Annotated in this window: 16 protein-coding genes; 13 read left to right on the top strand and 3 right to left on the bottom strand. The window is 73.1% G+C overall.

Going from position 1 to position 18,334, the window contains the following annotated elements; translation table 11 throughout:
- The first annotated feature begins 7 nt into the window (after positions 1-7).
- Positions 8-742 (top strand): SDR family oxidoreductase, encoded by a 735-nt coding sequence (locus CWOE_RS20110; protein WP_012935479.1) that lies wholly within the window; start codon positions 8-10, stop codon positions 740-742.
- A 30-nt stretch (positions 743-772) separates the two neighbouring features.
- Here CWOE_RS20110 and CWOE_RS20105 read toward each other — a convergent pair whose 3' ends face one another.
- Entirely contained in the window at positions 773-1,303 is a 531-nt protein-coding gene (locus tag CWOE_RS20105; protein ID WP_012935478.1) for a flavin reductase family protein, read from the bottom strand.
- A gap of 88 nt (positions 1,304-1,391) precedes the next feature.
- Between CWOE_RS20105 and CWOE_RS20100 the strand changes: the two genes are divergently transcribed.
- From CWOE_RS20100 to CWOE_RS20050, 11 genes are all read left to right on the top strand, one after another.
- Positions 1,392-2,045 (top strand): TetR/AcrR family transcriptional regulator, encoded by a 654-nt coding sequence (locus CWOE_RS20100; RefSeq protein ID WP_012935477.1) that lies wholly within the window; start codon positions 1,392-1,394, stop codon positions 2,043-2,045.
- A gap of 49 nt (positions 2,046-2,094) precedes the next feature.
- Positions 2,095-3,303, top strand: coding sequence for an acyl-CoA dehydrogenase family protein (locus tag CWOE_RS20095; RefSeq protein WP_012935476.1), 1,209 nt, complete (start codon positions 2,095-2,097; stop codon positions 3,301-3,303).
- A gap of 83 nt (positions 3,304-3,386) precedes the next feature.
- Positions 3,387-4,307, top strand: coding sequence for an alpha/beta hydrolase (locus CWOE_RS20090; RefSeq protein WP_012935475.1), 921 nt, complete (start codon positions 3,387-3,389; stop codon positions 4,305-4,307).
- The gene (locus CWOE_RS20085; RefSeq protein WP_012935474.1) at positions 4,304-5,398 is read left to right on the top strand and encodes an LLM class flavin-dependent oxidoreductase; all 1,095 of its coding nucleotides are present in this window, start codon (positions 4,304-4,306) and stop codon (positions 5,396-5,398) included. Before CWOE_RS20090 ends, CWOE_RS20085 begins: the two co-directional genes overlap by 4 nt.
- 31 nt (positions 5,399-5,429) lie before the next feature.
- Positions 5,430-6,998, top strand: a complete 1,569-nt coding sequence (locus tag CWOE_RS20080) for an AMP-binding protein (RefSeq protein WP_012935473.1) — start codon at positions 5,430-5,432, stop codon at positions 6,996-6,998.
- Between the two features lie 113 nt (positions 6,999-7,111).
- A complete protein-coding gene (locus CWOE_RS20075; protein ID WP_012935472.1) occupies positions 7,112-8,311 on the top strand; it encodes a sugar ABC transporter substrate-binding protein in 1,200 nt (399 codons plus the stop codon).
- Positions 8,312-8,362: 51 nt separating this feature from the next.
- Positions 8,363-9,514, top strand: coding sequence for an aromatic ring-hydroxylating oxygenase subunit alpha (locus CWOE_RS31130; protein ID WP_012935471.1), 1,152 nt, complete (start codon positions 8,363-8,365; stop codon positions 9,512-9,514).
- Between the two features lie 7 nt (positions 9,515-9,521).
- Positions 9,522-10,307 carry an SDR family oxidoreductase gene (locus CWOE_RS20065; protein WP_012935470.1) on the top strand — a complete coding sequence of 262 codons (786 nt, stop codon included), beginning with the start codon at positions 9,522-9,524 and terminating at the stop codon, positions 10,305-10,307.
- Positions 10,304-11,485: an acetyl-CoA C-acyltransferase gene (locus tag CWOE_RS20060; RefSeq protein WP_012935469.1), complete on the top strand. Its 1,182-nt coding sequence runs from the start codon at positions 10,304-10,306 to the stop codon at positions 11,483-11,485. The genes CWOE_RS20065 and CWOE_RS20060 overlap by 4 nt, the downstream gene beginning before the upstream one ends.
- Before the next feature lie 8 nt (positions 11,486-11,493).
- Positions 11,494-12,537: a phosphotransferase family protein gene (locus CWOE_RS20055; protein ID WP_012935468.1), complete on the top strand. Its 1,044-nt coding sequence runs from the start codon at positions 11,494-11,496 to the stop codon at positions 12,535-12,537.
- Positions 12,538-12,639: 102 nt separating this feature from the next.
- Complete coding sequence (locus CWOE_RS20050) at positions 12,640-13,263, top strand: TetR/AcrR family transcriptional regulator (RefSeq protein ID WP_012935467.1); 624 nt, start codon at positions 12,640-12,642, stop codon at positions 13,261-13,263.
- Between the two features lie 6 nt (positions 13,264-13,269).
- Here the strand turns inward: CWOE_RS20050 and CWOE_RS20045 are convergent, their stop codons facing one another.
- Positions 13,270-14,364 (bottom strand): aldehyde dehydrogenase family protein, encoded by a 1,095-nt coding sequence (locus CWOE_RS20045; RefSeq protein ID WP_012935466.1) that lies wholly within the window; start codon positions 14,362-14,364, stop codon positions 13,270-13,272.
- Positions 14,361-15,161: a 2-keto-4-pentenoate hydratase gene (locus CWOE_RS31125; RefSeq protein WP_012935465.1), complete on the bottom strand. Its 801-nt coding sequence runs from the start codon at positions 15,159-15,161 to the stop codon at positions 14,361-14,363. The genes CWOE_RS20045 and CWOE_RS31125 overlap by 4 nt, the downstream gene beginning before the upstream one ends.
- A gap of 107 nt (positions 15,162-15,268) precedes the next feature.
- Between CWOE_RS31125 and CWOE_RS20035 the strand changes: the two genes are divergently transcribed.
- Positions 15,269-18,298, top strand: a complete 3,030-nt coding sequence (locus CWOE_RS20035) for a BTAD domain-containing putative transcriptional regulator (RefSeq protein ID WP_012935464.1) — start codon at positions 15,269-15,271, stop codon at positions 18,296-18,298.
- The last annotated feature ends 36 nt before the right edge of the window (positions 18,299-18,334 follow it).

The following is an 18,334-nucleotide window of genomic DNA, read 5'->3' as shown; positions in this document are numbered from 1 at the left end:
GAGCAACGTGGGATCGATCAGCTACGACTTCGCCGGACGCACCGCGATCGTGACGGGCGCCGGGCGCGGCATCGGCCTCGCGCTCGCGCGCCGCTTCGCCGACGCGGGCGCCGACGTGTTCGCGGTCGACGTCGACGAGGCGGCGCTGGAGGACGCGCGTGCCGTCGGCGCGGTGCCCGTCGTCGCCGACGTCGCCCGCACCGACGCGGTCGCCGACGCCGTCGAGCTGGCCGTGCGCCGCACCGGCCGCGTCGACGTGCTCGTCAACAACGCCGGCATCCTGCGCGACAGGATGCTGTGGAAGCTGACCGACGAGGAGTGGGACGCGGTGCTCGCCGTCCACCTCGGCGCGACGTTCCGCTTCACGCGTGCGTGCGTGCCGCACTTCCGCGCCGGCGGCGGCGGGCGGGTGATCAACGTCACCTCCTACACGGGCCTGCACGGCAACGTCGGCCAGTCGGCCTACGCCGCCGCCAAGGCCGGGATCATCGGCTTCACGAAGACCGCGGCGAAGGAGCTGGCGGCCTTCGGCGTGACGGTCAACGCGATCTCGCCCAACGCCGAGACGCGGATGATCGAGTCGATGCCCGACGAGGCCCGCAGGGGAATCGAGGCGCTGATCCCGCTGCGGCGCTTCGCGCAGCCGGCCGAGATCACCGCCGCGGTCGCGTTCCTGGCGTCGGACGACGCGGGCTACGTGACCGGGACGGTGCTGCCGGTCGACGGCGGCCTCTCGATGTAGCGGGGCGCGCGGCGCGGCGGGCGGCTCGGCTCAGGGGATCAGGTCGAGGCGCCCGAAGCGGCCGCGGAAGTACGCCAGCGGCTCGCCGCCGTCGGCGGCTGCGCTGTCGACCTCGGCGAGGAAGACGGTGTGAGTGCCACCGTCCATCCGCTCGGTCACGCGCGCCTCGATCGTCGCGACGGCGCCGGCCAGCAGCGGCTGGCCCCAGGCGCCGGCGGTCGCCTCGGCGACGCCGGAGTCGAACTTGTCCGGATGCTTGGAGGCGAAGTGCTCGGCGAGCGCTCGCTGCTGCGCGCCGAGGATGTTGATCGCGAACGCGCCGCCGGCGGCGATCGCCTGGCCGGTGGCCGAGCTGCGGTTCATGCAGACGAGCACCATCGGCGGGTCGAGCGAGACCGACGAGATCGCGCTCGCGGTCGTGCCCAGCGCGCGCCCTTCGTGCATCGTCGTGATGACCGTGACGCCGGTGGCGAAGTGGCCGATCACGTGACGGAACTCGGCGGAGCCGGGTCGTCGAGGGGACGGGTCGTGGGCGGTGTCTGAAAGCTCGTTCGTACTCATGACTAAGCGCTCGCTTGGAACTCTATCTCGCCGATCGACCGTCGGTCAAGGGATTCCAACGGCGCCGCTCGTCAGCTAGGCTGAGCGCGTGCTTGCTGAGGCGCCGCACATCGAGCGGATCATCGCGAAGGACCCTGCCAGCCTGTGGACGTCGATCAGGCCGGACAGCTCGCGGCGGCTGCTGCTGGCGGCGTTGGACGCGTTCGGGACGCTCGGCTTCGAAGGTGCCACCACACGCGAGATCGCGACGCGCGCGAAGATGAGCCCGGCCGCGGTCTACGTCCACTACGGCGCCAAGATCGACCTGCTCGAGACGATCCTCGAGGTCGCCCACCAGGCGGCCTGGGAAGCGGTCTCGGAGGCGCTCGACGGCGTCGTCGGCCCGTCGCGGCGGCTGCGCGTGTTCGCCGAGGCGTTCGCCGCCTGGCATGCGAGCAACTACATGCTGGGGCGCGTCGCGCAGTACGAGCTGCCGGCGCTGCCCGAGGGCAGGATGGAGAAGATCGCCGCGATCCGGCGGGGGTTCGAGCGGCTCGTGCGCCATGAGCTGCGGCTCGGGATCGACGAGGAGGGGTTCATCGTGCCCGACCTCGACGGGACCGCGCTCGTGATCGTCTCGCTTGGAATCGACCTCGTGCGCTGGTACTCGCCCGACCGCCGCATCACGGTGGAGGAGCTGGCCCGCCTGCGCGGCGAGCTGGTCCTGCGGATGGTCCGCCCGTGGGGAACCGCTGCTGACTGAGCGCTCGCTCAGCTAGGATCGATCGCCCTTCGATTCAGGAGCAGATCGCATGGACTTCGAGCTGACGGACCGCTGCAAGGAGCTGCAGGAGCGTCTCGGGGCGTTCATGGACGAGCACGTCTACCCGGCCGAGGCCGTCTACGCGGAGCAGATGGCGGCGGCCGGCGACCCGCACTTCCAGCCGCCGGTGATCGAGCAGCTGAAGCAGGAGGCGCGCCGCCGCGGGCTGTGGAACCTGTTCCACCCGCACGAGGAGTGGGGGCCGGCGCTGCGCAACGTCGAGTACGCGCCGCTGGCGGAGATCATGGGCCGCAGCCCGATCGCCTCGGAGGCGTGCAACTGCTCGGCCCCGGACACCGGCAACATGGAGGTGCTGACGCTGTTCGGGACCCCGGCGCAGCAGGACCGCTGGCTGCGCCCGCTGCTGGACGGCGAGATCCGCTCCGCCTTCGCGATGACCGAGCCGGCCGTCGCCAGTTCCGACGCCACCAACATCGAGCTGCGGATCGAGCGGGACGGCGACGAGTACGTCCTCGACGGCCGCAAGTGGTGGACGTCCAACGCGCTGCACGCGAACTGCCGGATCCTGATCGTGATGGGCAAGACCGATCCCGACGGGCCGCGCCACCGCCAGCAGAGCATGGTGCTCGTCCCGCTCGACACGCCGGGGGTCGAGGTCGTGCGCGGCCTGCCGGTGTTCGGCTACCAGGACCGCGAGGGGCACGCCGAGGTCGCGTTCAGCGGCGTGCGGGTCCCGGTCGGGAACCTGATCGCGGGCGAGGGCGACGGGTTCATGATCAGTCAGGCGCGGCTCGGTCCCGGGCGCATCCACCACTGCATGCGGACGATCGGCGCCGCCGAGCGGGCGCTCGAGCTGCTGTGCCGCCGCGCCGCCGCGCGCGTGACCTTCGGCCAGCCGATCTCCGAGCGCGCGAACGTGCAGGACTGGATCGCCGAGGCGCGGATCGAGATCGAGATGATCCGGCTGCTGACGATGAAGACCGCGTGGCTGATGGACACGGTCGGCAACCGTCACGCCCGCACCGAGATCGCCGCGATCAAGGTCGCCGCTCCCACGATCGCGCTGAACGTGATCGACCGGGCGATCCAGGTGCACGGCGGAGGCGGCGTCTCCGACGACTTCCCGCTCGCGGCGATGTGGGCGCACCAGCGGACGCTGCGCCTCGCGGACGGACCCGACGAGGTCCACAAGCGGACGATCGCCGTCGGCGAGCTGCGTCGCTGGGCAAATAACTAAGCGCTCGCTTGCTATGTAAGCGCTTGCTTTGCTATCGTCCGTCGTGACGCGGGTGCTCTGCCCGCCCGAGGAGAGGAGCGTGGATGCCGAGCGAGGCCCATGAGCAGCTCGTCCAGCTGATCCTGGACAACCCGACGCCCGCGGACGCGTCGCTCGCCGACCTGCGAGCCGGCTTCGACGGGTTCCTGTCGGCGCAGCCCGTGCCCGGCGAGGTCGAGGTCGAGCACGTCGACGCCGGTGGCGTGCCCGTCGAGCTGGTCGGCATGCCGGGCGCGACCGACGACCGGATCGTCTTCTACCTGCACGGCGGCGGCATCGCGATGGGCTCCGCCGCCGGCTACCGCGCCTTCGCCGCGCGCCTGTCGGCGGAGACCGGCGCGCGCGTCGCCGTCGTCGACTATCGGCTGGCGCCCGAGGCGCCGTACCCGGCTCCGCAGGACGACGCGATCGCCGCCTACGGCTGGCTGCAGCAGCAGGGCCGCGCCGGCGACCGCGTGCTGTTCGCCGCCGACTCCGGCGGCGCGGGCTTCATGCTGTCGGTCGTCGCCCGCATCCGCGATCTGGCGATCGCGCTGCCGGCCGGCATGGTCGCGATGTGCCCCTGGATCGACCTCGCGCTCGGCGACACGATCGCCGCCGCCGAGGACGTCGGCGACCCGGTCAGCACGGTCGAGGGGCTGCGCTACTTCGCCGGCCTCTACCTGCAGGGCCACTCGCCGGTCGACCCTGTCGTCAACGTGCTGCACGGCGATCTGCGCGGCCTGCCGCCGCTGCTCGTCCTCGCCGGCACGCGCGACATCGGCTACCGCGACGGGCTGCGCGTCGCCGAGCTCGCGCGCAAGGTCGAGGTGCCGGTCGAGGTCCGCACCGGCCACGGCCTGATCCACAACTACCAGCTGGCGGCTCACCTGCCGGAGGCGGCCGAGGCCGTCGCCGCGCTGGGCGAGTTCTTCGACCAGCGAGTGCCCGTGAAGGTCTCAGCTATCGAGGAGCGTGAACGATGAACGTCGGGATGTTGCTGCAGTTCCAGGGACGGGCGCACGAGTCCGACGCCGAGATGTACCAGCAGGAGCTGAGACTCGCGCTCGAGGCCGAGGCGATGGGCTTCGACCGCATCATGGCGGTCGAGCACCACTTCACCAACTACGCGATGTGCCCCGACAACGCGCAGTTCCTCAGCTACGTGGCGGCGAAGACCTCGACGATCGAGCTGATGCCGTCGGCGTTCATCCTGCCCTGGAACGATCCGGTCCGCGTCGCCGAGAAGGCGATCCTGCTCGACCACCTCAGCGGCGGGCGTGCGGCGATCGGCATGGGCCGCGGTCTCGCGCGCCGGGAGTTCGACAGCTTCCGCGTCGACATGTCGGAGTCGCGCGCCCGCTATGACGAGTCCGCGGCGATGATCGTCGAGGCGCTCGAGACGGGTTTCATCGAGGGTGACGGCCCGTTCTATCCGCAGCCTCGCACGGAGCTGCGCCCGCGTCCGCTGGAGAGCTTCAAGGGCCGCTCCTACATGGTCGGCGGCTCGCCCGGCTCGCTCGTGACCGCGGCAAGACTCGACCTCGGGGTGATGCAGTTCGGCACCGCGCCGACCGACGACGCCTACGCGGTCTGGGACGGCTATCGCAGCGCCTACGTCGGCGAGCACGGCAACGACCCGCTGCCGCTGATGACGGCCGACCTCGTCGTCTGCCACCCGGACGCGAAGAAGGCCGAGGAGTACGCGCGCAAGTACCAGGCCGACTACTGGTTCCTCGTGATGAACCACTACGAGCTGCTGAGCACGCACTTCGAGGACACCAGAGGCGCCTACGACACGTACGCGCAGCTGGCCGAGACGCTGCGCAACGACAAGGACAACGCGTCGGCCGACGCCTACGTCGACAACAACCTCTACGGGGACCCGGCGCAGATCCTCGACCAGCTGCGGGCGAAGTACGAGAAGTTCGGCGGACTGCAGCTGGCGCTGATGCCCAGCTACGCCGACATGCCCTATGACGTCGTCTGGGACAGCCTCAAGCTGTTCGCCGACAAGGTGCTGCCCGAGATCAAGTCGTGGGCCCCGGTCTCGGCCGCCGCCGGCGTCGGCGGCTGAACGCCAGAGCGAGCACGGCGGCGAGGACGAGATGATCCACCGCGCTCCCGAGCCCGACGTCGAGCTGCCCGCGCAGGACCTGACGACGTACGTCCTCGGTCGCGCGGACGAGCTCGGCGCGGCGCCGGCGCTGATCGACGGACCGACCGGACGAGTGCTCACCTACGGTGCGCTCGCCCGGCAGGTCCGCGCGACGGCGGCCGGGCTGGCCGCGCGCGGCTTCGGCCCCGGCGACGTGCTCGCGCTGCACCTGCCGAACGCGCCGGAGTACGCGATCGCGTTCCACGGCGCGCTTGCGGCCGGCGGCACCTGCACGACGGCCAACCCGCTCTCCACCGTGCGCGAGCTGACGCACCAGCTCGAGCACGCGCGGGCGCGGCTGCTCGTGACGGCGCCCGAGCACCTCAGCACAGCACGGGCGGCGGCGGCCGCCGCCGGCGTCGAGCAGCTGTTCGTCGTCGGCGACGACGACCCGGGCGCCGGCGCGCTGCCGTTCGCCGCGCTGGCCGGCGACCCGGCCGACGCGCCCGCGATCGCCCGCGATCCGGCGAGCGCGCTGGCCGCCCTGCCGTACTCCAGCGGCACGACGGGGCGCTCCAAGGGCGTGATGCTGACCCACCGCAACCTCGTCGCCGACCTCGCGCAGATGCAGGCGTGCTTCCCGATCGCCCGTGGCGACGTGCTCGTCGGCGGGCTGCCGTTCTTCCACATCTTCGGGCTGATGATGGTGCTCAACCTCGGCCTGCGCGCGGGGGCGACGGTCGTGACGATGCCGCGCTTCGACCTCGGCCGCTTCGCCGAGCTGGTCGAGCGCCACCGCGTGACGGTCGCCCATGTCGTGCCGCCGATCCTGCTGGCGCTCGCGCGCGACCCCGTCGTCGGAGGCCGCGACCTCACCTCGCTGCGCGTGCTGCAGTGCGGCGGCGCGCCCCTGTCGCCGGAGGTCGTCGCGGAGGTGACCGCGCGCGTCGGCGTGCCGGTGCTCGAAGGCTACGGGCTGACCGAGACCAGCTCGGCGACGCACGTCAACCGGCCCGGCCGCGAGGCGCCGCCCGGCTCGATCGGACAGCCGCTGCCCAACACGCGCTGCCGGATCGTCGACCCGGTCAGCGGCGCCGACGTCGCCGACGGCGAGCGCGGCGAGCTGTGGATCAGCGGCCCCCAGGTGATGCGCGGCTACCTCGGCGACGAGGCCGCGAGCGCCGCGACCGTCGACGCCGGCGGCTGGCTGCACACGGGCGACGTCGCGGTCGCGGACGCCGAGAGCCGCTTCTGGATCGTCGACCGCATCAAGGAGCTGATCAAGTACAAGGGCTACCAGGTCGCCCCGGCGGAGCTGGAGGCGCTGATCGTCGCGCATCCGGGCGTCGCCGACGTCGCCGTGATCGGCGTTCCCGACGACGACGCGGGCGAGCTGCCGAAGGCGTTCGTCGTGCCCGCCGGTTCCGCGCTGGATCCCGGCGAGCTGATCGCCTGGGTCGCCGAGCGCGTCGCGCCGCAGAAGCGCGTGCGGCTGGTCGAGCTGATCGAGCAGATCCCCAAGTCGCCCTCGGGCAAGATCCTGCGCCGCCAGCTGCGCGAGCAGGCCGCGCGCGCTTGACCGCCCGTGCGGGGTGGAGTACATTCAGATCTAAGTATGCGCTTGCTTAGTTTCACTCCTGCAAGCGCCGTGACGGCGGCCGATTGCCGCCGACGAGAGAGAGGTGGATGCGTATGTCGAGGACGGTGACACTGGCGGTCGCCTGCGTGCTGGCGCTCGGCCTCGCGGCCTGCGGCAGCAGCAGCGGCGGCGGCGACGACGCGAGCACCGGGACGACGGGCGGCGGCGCCCCCGCGACGGCCGCCGGGGCCGACGCGCAGGCGGCGATCGACAGAGCGCTGAGAGGCTCCTTCGCGCTGCCGCCCGGTGGCGGGCCCAGAGCGCAGAGAGACAAGAAGATCTGGTTCATCCCCGTCTCATCCGAGACGTACGACTACCGCAGACCCGGATCGCTGTTCGACGCGGCCGGCAAGCTCGGCTGGGACGTCACGCAGTTCGACGGCAGATACAGCCCCGACACGATCGTCAGCGGCATCCGTCAGGCGATCGCCGACAGAGCCGACGGGGTGATCCTCTACATCGTCGACTGCCCGAACGTGAAGGCGGCGCTGCAGGAGGCGAGAGCGGCCGGCGTCAAGATCGTCGCGGCTCAGGGCTTCGACTGCAGCGACGTGAGAGCGAGCGAGCCGGCGCTGTTCGACGCGACCGTCCGCTACGCCGGCTCCGGCGACGCGTCCAAGCCGATGCCGTTCCCCGACTTCATACGCGATGAGTGGGGCACCGCGCAGGCGCTCGCGGTCATCAACGGCACCGGCGGCAAGGCGAAGCTGATCGACGTCTACGAGTCGGACCTGCTCGTCACCGTCGAGCAGGACAAGGGCGTGCGCGCCGGGCTCAGAAGGTACTGCCCGGACTGCGAGGTCGTCGACACCGTCGAGTTCACCGGCGCCGAGATCGGCGCGCCGCTGCAGCAGAAGATCGAGCAGTCGCTGACGCGCCACCCGGAGGCCAACGCGATCATCTCGCCGTACGACTCGGTCACCAAGATCACGGCCGCCGCCGTCCGCGCGTCCGGGCGCACCGGCCAGATCTACAGCGTCGGATCCGAGGGCGACGCCGAGGTGATGGACGCCGTCCGCGACGGCGGCAAGGGCGTCGACGCCGGCGTCGGGCTGGCACCCGACTGGGAGCTGCACGGGATGCTCGACGCGATGAACCGCCTGCTCGGCGGCGAGAGAGAGGGCGACGGCTTCCCGACCGGCAACGGCACGCAGATCATCGACAGAGAGCACAACCTGCCCGAGCCCGGCGAGCGCTACGCGCCGCCGCTCGACTTCCGCAGAGCGTACTACGACGCCTGGGGAGTGAATTGATGAACCGAACAGCGATGGACTTCTGGCATCACAACGCGATGGAGGTGTCACGTGTCAGCGACTGAGATCCCGAGCAGCGTCCTGCGTCCGGAGGAGCTCGAGAACCTCGGCAAGCCGGTCAGCGAGGCCCGGGGGATGCCGCCGCGGGTCTACACCGACCCGGAGATCTTCGAGGCGGAGAAGGACAAGATCTTCAACCGCGAGTGGATGGCGGTGCTGCACGAGTCGACGGTCAGAAACCCCGGCGACTACCGTGTCGTCGAGCTGCTGGGGCAGTCGTTCCTGATCGTGCGCGGCACCGACGGCGAGCTGCGCGGCTTTCACAACATCTGCCGTCACCGGGGTGCGAAGGTCGCCGTCGGCGAGGGCAACTGCTCCAAGTTCCGCTGCCCGTACCACACGTGGACATACGACCTCAGAGGCTCGCTGATCGGCGCGCCGACGATGGCCCACGTCGTCAGAGAGGGCATCGGTCTCGTCGACCTCCGCATCGACACGTGGCTGGGCTTCGTCTTCATCAACATCGACGGGCAGGCCGAGCCGCTGGCCAGCAAGGTGTCGAGACTCGACGACGTGCTCGCGCCCTGGCTGGACGTCGACCTCGAGGTCGTCTACGAGCTGCCGTACCCGGGCAACTGGAACTGGAAGCTGACGTACGAGAACACGATCGAGGGCTACCACGTGATCGGCACGCACCTCGACAGCGCGCAGCCGATAGCGCCCGGCGAGCTGACCTTCACCTCGACCTCCGACGACGACTTCGAGACGTTCACGGACTTCCGCATGCCGTATGCGGCGGGTATGACCATGCGCGACGAGACGGGCGGCTCGGTGCCGCTCGACGGCGTCCCGAGCTGGGTCGACGAGGAGGCGCGCTTCTACGTCGTCTGGCCCAACTTCCTCTTCTCGCTCGCGCCGGAGAACCTGACGGGCTACATCGTCCTGCCGGGCAAGGGGCCGGGGGAGGTCACGTTCGTGTGGTGCAACGTGGCGCGGCCCGAGACGCTCCAGATGCCGAACTTCGCCGAGTACAAGGCCGCGCAGGAGCTGTGGTCGACGACGGTCCAGACCGAGGACCAGTACCCCTGCGAGACGATGTGGGAGAACATGCACAGCGACTCGTTCATCCCCGGCCCGTACGCCGAGGGCGAGCGCGCCGTGTACCACTTCAACCAGTGGTACATGAAGCGGATGTCGAGCTGACGGAGCCGTGAACCTCGACCTCTCAGGCAAGACCGCGATCGTCACCGGCGCGTCGCGCGGGATCGGCCTCGCGGTCGCTCGCCAGCTCGCCGACTCCGGCGCGCACGTCGTGCTGACGGCTCGCAAGGCGCAGGACGCCGAGGCGGCGGCCGCCACGATCGGCGAGCGCGCCGCCGGCTTCGGCGCGCACGCGACCGACGAGGCGGCCGCGACGGCCTGCGTCGCTTTCGCGATCGAGCGCTTCGGCAGCCTCGACGTGCTCGTCAACAACGCCGGCACCAACCCGGCGCTCGGGCCGCTGGCGGAGATGGACCACGGGCGCTTCGCGAAGACGATCGACGTCAACGTGTGGGCGCCCGTGCTGTGGACGGGCCTCGCGTGGCGCGCCTGGATGCGCGAGCACGGCGGCGCGGTCGTCAACAACGCGTCGCTCGGCGGGATCGTCACCGCGCCCGACTTCGGCGTCTACCACGCGTCGAAGGCGGCGCTCATGCACATCACGCGTCACGCGGCGGTCGAGCTGGCCCCGCGCGTGCGCGTCAACGCGGTCGCGCCCGGCGTCGTCCGCACGCGGCTGGCGGAAGCGCTCTGGAAGGAGCAGGAGGACGAGATCGTGGCGCGGTTCCCGCTCGGACGCGTCGGCGAGCCGGACGACGTGGCGCGCGCCGTGACGTTCCTGGCCAGCGACGCGGCCGCCTGGATCACGGGCGAGACGCTGGTCGTCGACGGCGGCTTCGTGCTCGGCACGGCGTCGGTCGAGGCGGTCGCGACGGCCGGGGAGGGGGCGCGGTGAACGAGGTCGTGATCGCCTCCTACGCGCGGACGCCGATCGGCAAGGCCTACCGCGGCTCGCTCAACCTGACCCACGGCGCGACGCTCGGCGCCCATGCGGTGGCGGCCGCGGTGGAGCGCGCGGGCGTCGACCCCGCCGAGGTGCAGGACGTGATCGTCGGCGGCTCGCTCGGCGAGGGCACGACGGGCTGGAACATCGCCCGGCAGGTCGCGCTGCGCGCCGGCCTGCCGGTGACGACGCCCGGCATGACCGTCAACCGCTTCTGCAGCACCGGCTTGCAGACGATCGCGCTGGCCGCGCGCGAGATCGCAGCCGGCACGTCGCAGACGATCGTCGCGGGCGGGCTGGAGTCGATCAGCCTCGTGCAGAACGACCACTTCAACCGCCACATGGCCGACGACCCGTGGCTGGTCGAGCACAAGCCGAGCATCTTCCTCACGATGCTGGAGACGGCCGACGTCGTCGCCGGCCGCTACCGCGTCTCCCGCGAGTCGCAGGACGAGTTCGCGCTGCTCAGCCAGCAGCGCACGGCCGCGGCGCAGGCGGCGGGGCGCTTCGACGCCGAGATCGTCCCGATCGAGACGGTCGCGCGCCACGTCGAGAAGGCGACCGGGGAGCAGCGCGATGTCGCCGTGCGGCTCGACCGCGACGAGTGCAATCGGCCCGGCACGACCCTGGAGGGCCTCGCCGGGCTCGCGCCGATCGCGGCCGAGGGCACGGTCACAGCCGGCAACGCGAGCCAGCTGTCGGACGGCTCCGCGGCCTGCGTCGTGATGGACGCCGAGCTTGCGCGCGAGCGCGGGATCACGCCGCTTGGCGCCTTCCGCGACTTCGTCGTCGCCGGCTGCGAGCCCGACGAGATGGGGATCGGCCCCGTCGTCGCGGTGCCGCGGCTGCTGGAGCGCAACGGACTGACGGTCGACGACGTCGGCCTCTGGGAGCTGAACGAGGCGTTCGCCGTGCAGGCCGTCTACTGCCGCGACCGGCTCGGCATCCCGTCCGAGCGGCTCAACGTCGACGGCGGCGCGATCGCGCTCGGCCATCCCTACGGGATGAGCGGCACGCGGCTCGTCGGCCACGCGCTGGTCGAGGGCCGGCGGCGCGGGGTGCGCTGGGTCGTCGTGACGATGTGCGTCGGCGGCGGCATGGGCGCCGCCGGTCTGTTCGAGGTCCTGTGAGCGCTGCGATGAGCGCCGGGCAGACCAGTCAGGGTCAGACGCTGGAGGAGGGCGCGGCGGCGCGGATCGTCGCCGACCTCACGGACCTGCTCGCCGAGCGGCTTTCCGCACCCGTCGCGATCGACGGGCTCGAGCCCTTCGGCGACGGTCACTCGGGCTTCACGTACACGGTCGTCGTGCGGCGCGGCGGCGGATCGGAGCGTTGCGTGCTGCGGCTGTCGCCGCCCGGCGTCCGGATCGGCGGCCCGGCCGACGTCGGGCGCCAGGCCCGGATCATGGCCGCGGTCGGCGCGGCCGGGCTGCCCGTGCCGAGGATCCTCGCGGCCGACAGCGCGCCGTGCGTCGACGGGCGGGCGTTCGCGCTGATGGAGCTGGTCGACGGCGAGCCGTGGACCGCGGCGGTCGCGCAGACCTCGCCCCGGCGCGTCGCCGCGGCGGCTGTCCGCGTGCTGGGGCGGCTGCGCACGCTGGCGCCGTCGGAGACGGGGATCGCCGGCGAGCCGGTCGCGACCCCGGCCGACGAGGTCGCGCGCTGGCGCGGGCTGGCCGCGCGCGGCGTCGGGGGCGACGAGGCGGCCGCCCTGGGGGCTGCGCTGGAGGCGGCGCTGCCGCGCCCGGCGGCCGTGCCGGCGCTCGTCCACGGCGATCTGCACTACGCCAACCTGCTGTTCGGAGACGGCGAGGTCGTCGCGTTGCTGGACTGGGAGATCGCCGGTCTCGGCGAGCCGCTCGCCGACCTCGGCTGCCTCGCGGTCGCCGGCCTGCGCTGGCGCTACCCGTCCGATCCCAACCCGACCGGCCCGCGTCAGGTCGCGGTCCCGGAGCTGCTGGAGCTGTACGGCGCCGATGAGCGCGAGGCGGGCTGGTTCATCGCCGCCGCCTGCCTGAAGTACTCCGCGATCATCGGCTACAACCTGCATCTGCACCGCAGCGGCCGTCGGATCGACCCGCTCTACGAGCAGCTCCAGCACACGCGCGCGGGCCTGCTGCGCGACGGTCTCACGATCCTCTCCGACGGCGTCGCGGCCGTCCCCTGGAACGTTCACGGCTGACTGGCAGGCGAGCGCTTGCATAGCTTGTGACTTGACGCCGTCCGACGGCGTGGCTTTACTGGGCGGCGCCGCGACCGCCTCGCCGGGCGCGTGCATCCCGCCATGGCGTCCACGACATCAGCCACTTCCACCAGATCCGCCGACCTGTGGGCGGACGTCAAGCCCGCCGCCGCGCGCCGGATGCTGCTGGCCGCGGTCGACGCGTTCGCCGCGGAGGGCTACAGCGCGGCGACGACCCGTGACATCGCCGAGCGGGCCGGCATGAGCCCGGCCGCGGTCTACGTCCACTACCGCTCGAAGGCCGACCTGCTGTACGCGATCAGCCTCGTCGGCAGCCAGTCGTCGCTCGATGCGGTCACCGCGGCGCTGGAGGAGGAGACCGATCCGGTCCAGCGGCTGCGCGGCTACGTCTCCGCGTTCGTCGCGTGGCACGCGCACAACCACACGCTGGCGCGCGTGATCCAGTACGAGCTGAAGGCGCTGACGCCCGAGCACTTCGACGAGGTCGACGCGCTCCGCAGACGTCGCGCGGGGCTGCTCAGAAGCGAGCTGCGGCGCGGCGCCAGAGCAGGGGCCTTCCAGATCGACGACCAGGCGACGACCGCGCTCGCGATCCTCTCGATGGGCATCGACGTCGCGCGCTGGTACACGCGCTCACCGTCGCCGAGGGTGCTCGGCACGCGCTACGCCGACCTCGCGGTGCGGCTCGTCGGCGCGCACGGCTAGACGGCGCTACGCGCGCAGCCGGTCGAGCGAGTCCAGTCGCGCGAGCGCGGCGATCGGCCCGGGGGTGCGCGAGCGCACCACGCGCATGTCGGGCGTCACGCCCGTCAGCACCGTCGCGGGGTAGAACAGCGCGTCGTCGCTGCCGTACTGGTCGACGGTGGCGCCGCGCGTCCAGGCGTCGTCGACGTCGTCGATCACGCATGCGCGCGTCGCCGCGTCGCGCAGCGGTCCCAGCTGCGTGCGCGCGTCGCCGGGAGCGCCGATCCGCAGCGCGGCCGCCCGCTCCCGCAGCTTCGCCGCGAACGCGTCGTGGACGCGCTCGTGCACGAAGATCGGCTGGACCGACGTGCGCGCCTGGCCCGCCGAGTGGAAGCACTCGCGCGCCGCACAGTCGGCCGCGGCGTCGAGGTCGGCGTCGAGCAGCACGACCCGCGGCCGGCTGCGCGCCAGTCGCTCCAGCTCCCGCCCGAGCCCCGCCGGCCAGCACGGCTCGCCGGCGGCCGGCGCGCCGTCGAGCACCAGCGTCGCGGTCGCGCGGTGCTCGGCGATCGCGATCCCGACGTCCTCGCCGCCCGGCAGGACGCTGACGACGCCGTCGGGCAGCCCGGCCTCCGCGAACAGCTCGCCGACGAGCAGGCCGCTCGCGGGCGCATGGCGCGAGGGCTTCCAGACGACCGCCTCGCCGGCCGCGAGCGCGTGCGCGATCGCGATCGAAGGGATCCCGGCCGGAAAGCTGTGGGAGGTGAGCATGCCGATCACGCCGCGCCGGCGCAGCGGCACAGCGTCGCCGGGGAGCGGCGCAGCGCCGAGCGGCGCGGGGCTCGCGTCGAGCAGCTCCGCGGCGGCGTGCCGGTAGGCCGGCGCGGCGTGCTCGAAGACCTCCTCGCGCGCGTCGGTGATCGTCTTGGCGACCTCGTCGGTGATGGTCTGCGCGAGCTCCTCGCCGCGCTCGGCGAACAGCTCGCCGATGCGGCGCAGGAACGCGGCGCGGCCGGCCGCCGGCGTCGCCGCCCACGCGGGCTGGGCCGCATGTGCGGCGCGCACGGCGCGGTCGACGTCGCGCGCGTCGCAGCGCGGGACGTGATTGACGAGGGCGCTCATCTCACAACCTCCGTTTCCGTCATGACCCCGCGCAGCTCGACCGCCCCCAGCCCTGTCTCGTACGCCCGGATCAGCGTTCCCGCGACCGGCGCGTGGACGCTCGCGCACGGCGCGGAGACCAGCAGCGTTCCCGCGCGCGGCGCAGCTCCGGTCGCGACCAGCCGCCGTACGAGCCAGAGGACCGACTCGACCGGCGACGGCCGCGCGGCGCCCGCGACCGGGGCGCCGTCATGCTCGACCGTCAGCCCGAGGCCGTCCAGCGCGTGCTCCGCCGGCGGCGGACCGCCGGCGCCGAGTCGCACGAGCGTCACGGCGCAGTTGTCGGCCATCGCGTCGGCCGGCGACGGCACGGCGCAGCCGTAGCGCGAGTCGCGGACCTCCAGCGCCGGCAGCACGCGCCCGGTCGCGGCGAGCAGGTCGCGCGCGGTCGGCGCCGCCGGCAGTGCGCGGTGCAGGCGAAAGGCGAGCTTGGCCTCGACGCGCGGGCGGATCAGGCCGCCCAGCTCGAAGGCGTCGCGATCGAGCAGCATCTCGCTCGTGATCCAGCCGAACCGCGCGGGCGGCTCCTCGCAAGCGTCGGCCGTCGCGCCGAGGCGGCGCTCGCCACCGGCCACGCGGCGGTCGGCCAGCGCGTCGCGGATCCGCTCCCCGTCGGCCGGGGTCAGCTCCGGGTAGCGCCGGCTCAGCGGCTCGATCGCGCGGCGCTCGCGCATCGCCTTCAGCAGCACCTCGGCCAGGCGGCGGTGCTCGCGCGGCGTGAGCCCGGGCTCGGGAGTGTCGGCTGAGGCGTGAGGCACCGGCGCAGCGTCTCAGGCGACCGTTAACCGGGTCGCAAACGGGCGGTTTGCGCTGGTAGTGTCGTGTCCGGCGTCACCAGGAGCTGGAGGATTTGGAGGAACACCGCGTGCCCAGAAGGGTGGGGAGCGAGCACCCGCGGGTCGCGCTCATCCAGCGCAAGCTGGCGCCGCCGCCGCCGCCCGCGCCGCTCGTCGAGCGGCCGCGGTTGGAGCAGCTGCTGGAGGCGCTGTTCGAGCGCCATCGTGTCGTCGTCGTCTCGGCGACGGCCGGCGCGGGCAAGACGACGGCCGTGGCCGCGGCCGCGAGGAGGCTGACGTGGCCGCTGGCGTGGCTCTCGGTCGATCGCACCGACGCTGCGCCCGGGCGCCTCGTCACCTACCTGGAGGCGGCGCTGGCGCGCACGCGACCCGAGCTGGCCGGGCTCGCGAGCGAGGCGCTCGCCGCCGGCATCCCGCACGCCGAGGCCGTCGGCCTGCTGATCGAGGCGGCTGGGGACGCGCCACTGCTGATCGTGCTCGACGACCTCGAGCGGCTCGGCGACGCGCCGGAGGCGCTGGCCGTGATCGAGGCGCTGCTGCGCTACGCGCCGCCCGCGGTGCACGTCGCGCTGATCAGCCGCCGCGACGTGCCGAGCGTGCTGTCGGTCCCCTCCGGGCACGTCAGCGCGACGATCAGCGAGGGCGATCTGGCGTTCACCGTGACCGAGGCGGCCGAGGCGCTGGAGCTGCTGGGCGAGCGTGAGACGGACGCCGCCGAGGTCGTGGCCGCGACGGGCGGCTGGGTCACCGGCGTGCTGTTCGAGGCGTGGCGTTCGGCCGCGCACGTCGCCGGCCTCGGCGGTGAGGCCGACCCGCTCGACGGCTACCTCTCCTCCCAGCTGCTGGAGCAGTTGGACCCGGCGGCGCGCGACTTCCTCGTCGCGACATCGGTGCTGGAGGAGGTCACGGTCGCGCGTGCGACCGCGCTCGGCCAGCCGGCTGCGGCAGAGCGGGTGCTCGCGCTCAGAGCCGCGCATCTGCCGGTCGTCTGGGGCGAGGGCGGCACGAGCATGCGCTGCCACCCGCGCTTCCGCGACTACCTGCTGGCGCGCCTGGAGCGCCGCGGACCGGACGCGGTGCGCGAGGTCCGCGTCGCGCACGGACGGCTGCTCGCGCGGGAGGGCCACCACGAGGAGGCGACGGAGGTGCTGTTGCGCGCCGGGGCCGACGAGCAGGCGCTGACGAGCGCCGAACAGGCGATCTTCCCCGTCATCGAGCGGCTCGACGGCGCGGTCGCGGAGCGCTGGCTGACGGCGCTGGCCGACGTCGCGCCCAGCGGCGCGACGCAGCTGACGATCGCCGAGCTGGCGCTGTCGCTGACCGGCGACGACTACCGCCGGGGCGTGCGCGTCGCCGACCAGCTGGTCGAGCTGGACGAGCGCGAGCGGCTCGCGCACGCCTCGGACCGCGCGGCCGGGCTGATGGCCTCGCTGTACGCGGGCGTGGGCCGCCTCGACGACGCGCACGCGGTGCTCGACGCCGCCTCCGGCGGCCTGGGCGCGAGCACGGTCCGCTACATGCTGCGGATGTACGAGGGCGGCCCGGCGCAGCCGAGACCCGAGCCGGGAGGCGAGGAGGCGGACGGCGTGCTCAGCTACGCCGACTACTTCTGCGGGCGCCTCGACAAGCTCGGCGAGGCGCCGCTGTCGCGCTGGGCCTACGCCGTCGCGCGGCCGTGGCAGATCGCCGCCCGCGCCGCGCTCGGCCACACCGCCGAGGCGCTGGAGCTGTACGAGGCGGCGCAGGACGCGGGCGTGATGACGGTGTCGCTGGCGGTCTGCCCGGGCCCCGAGGTGCTGATGGACGCGGGCCGGCTGGAGCAGGCGCGCGCGCTGATCGCCCACGGACGCAGGCTCGCGCGCGCGACTGGTGCGTTGGACCTGGAGTGCGTCAACCGGTTGATGGAGGGCAAGCTCGCGTTGCGGTTGGAGCGCGACCCAGAGGCGGCGCGGGCGGTGCTGGAGCAGCTCGAACGCGACCTGGAGCCGCATGCGTGGCCGTTCCTGATCGGGCCGATCAACGCCTGGCTCGGCGCGGCGCTGCTGCTGCAGGGCGACGACGTGGCGGCGCTGGCACGGCTCAGCCGCGCGGTCGAGGTGCTGGTGGACGCCGACCTGATCCTGGAGCTGCCGACGGCGGCCGGCTACCTCGCCGAGGCGCAGTGGCGGGCCGGAGACGAGGAGGCGGCCGATCGCGCCGCGGACCTCGCGCTCGACGCGTCGCACCGGCTGGGCTCCAATCACCGGCTGCTGCAGGCGCTGACCGACTACCCGGCGGTCGTGTCGCGCCGGATCGACGCCGAGCAGGGGGCCGACTCCGCGTGGCATGAGCTGGGCCGCGCGCTGATCGCCCAGGGCGCCGGCGGGCTGTCGGTGATCGGCAGCGTCGTCGAGCTGCGCGAGTTCGGCGAGCCGGCGCTCGCGATCGCGGGGGCGACGGTGCGGGCGCGGATCGCCAAGAGCTACGAGCTGGTCGCGTTCCTGATCGTGCGCGGGGGCGACGGCGTGGACCGCGACGAGCTGCTCGACGCGCTGTTCGACGGCCGCGCCGACGATTCCGCGCGCTCCTACCTGCGGCAGGCGATCTACTGGGTGCGCCGCGCGCTGCCCGAGGGCGGGCTGCTCGTCGAGAAGCGGCGCGTGCGGCTGGGCGCCGAGCTGACCGTCTCCAGCGAGTCGACCACGTTCGAGGCGCGGCTGGCGGAGGCCGCTCGGCTGCAGGGGGAGGAGCGGCTTGCCGCGACACGGGCCGCGCTGGAGCTGTACGACCGCGGCGAGTACCTCGCGGGGGCCGCCTCGGGCTGGGTCGCCGCGCGCCGCGAGCAGCTCGCCGAGCGCGCGCTCGACGCGCGCTACGAGGCCGCCGAGCTGGCGTTCGCGGCGGGCGCGTACGGCGACGGGCGCGCGCTCGCCGAGCAGGTGCTGGGCGCCGACCCGCTGCGCGAGGCCGCCTGGCGGCTGCTGATGCGGATCGCCAGCGCGCTCGGCGACGAGGACCGCGTGATCGCGACCTTCCGCGACTGCGAGCGGGCGCTCGCGACGATCGGCACGGCACCGTCCGCGGTGACGCGCGAGCTGGTCGAGCGGCTGCGCCGCTGACGTTGAATCATAAGTAAGCGCTTGCTAGCGTAGCGG

Origin of the sequence: Conexibacter woesei DSM 14684 (genome assembly GCF_000025265.1) — a bacterium.
Classification (GTDB): domain Bacteria; phylum Actinomycetota; class Thermoleophilia; order Solirubrobacterales; family Solirubrobacteraceae; genus Conexibacter; species Conexibacter woesei.
This window is presented reverse-complemented; position numbering and strand designations above follow the sequence as displayed.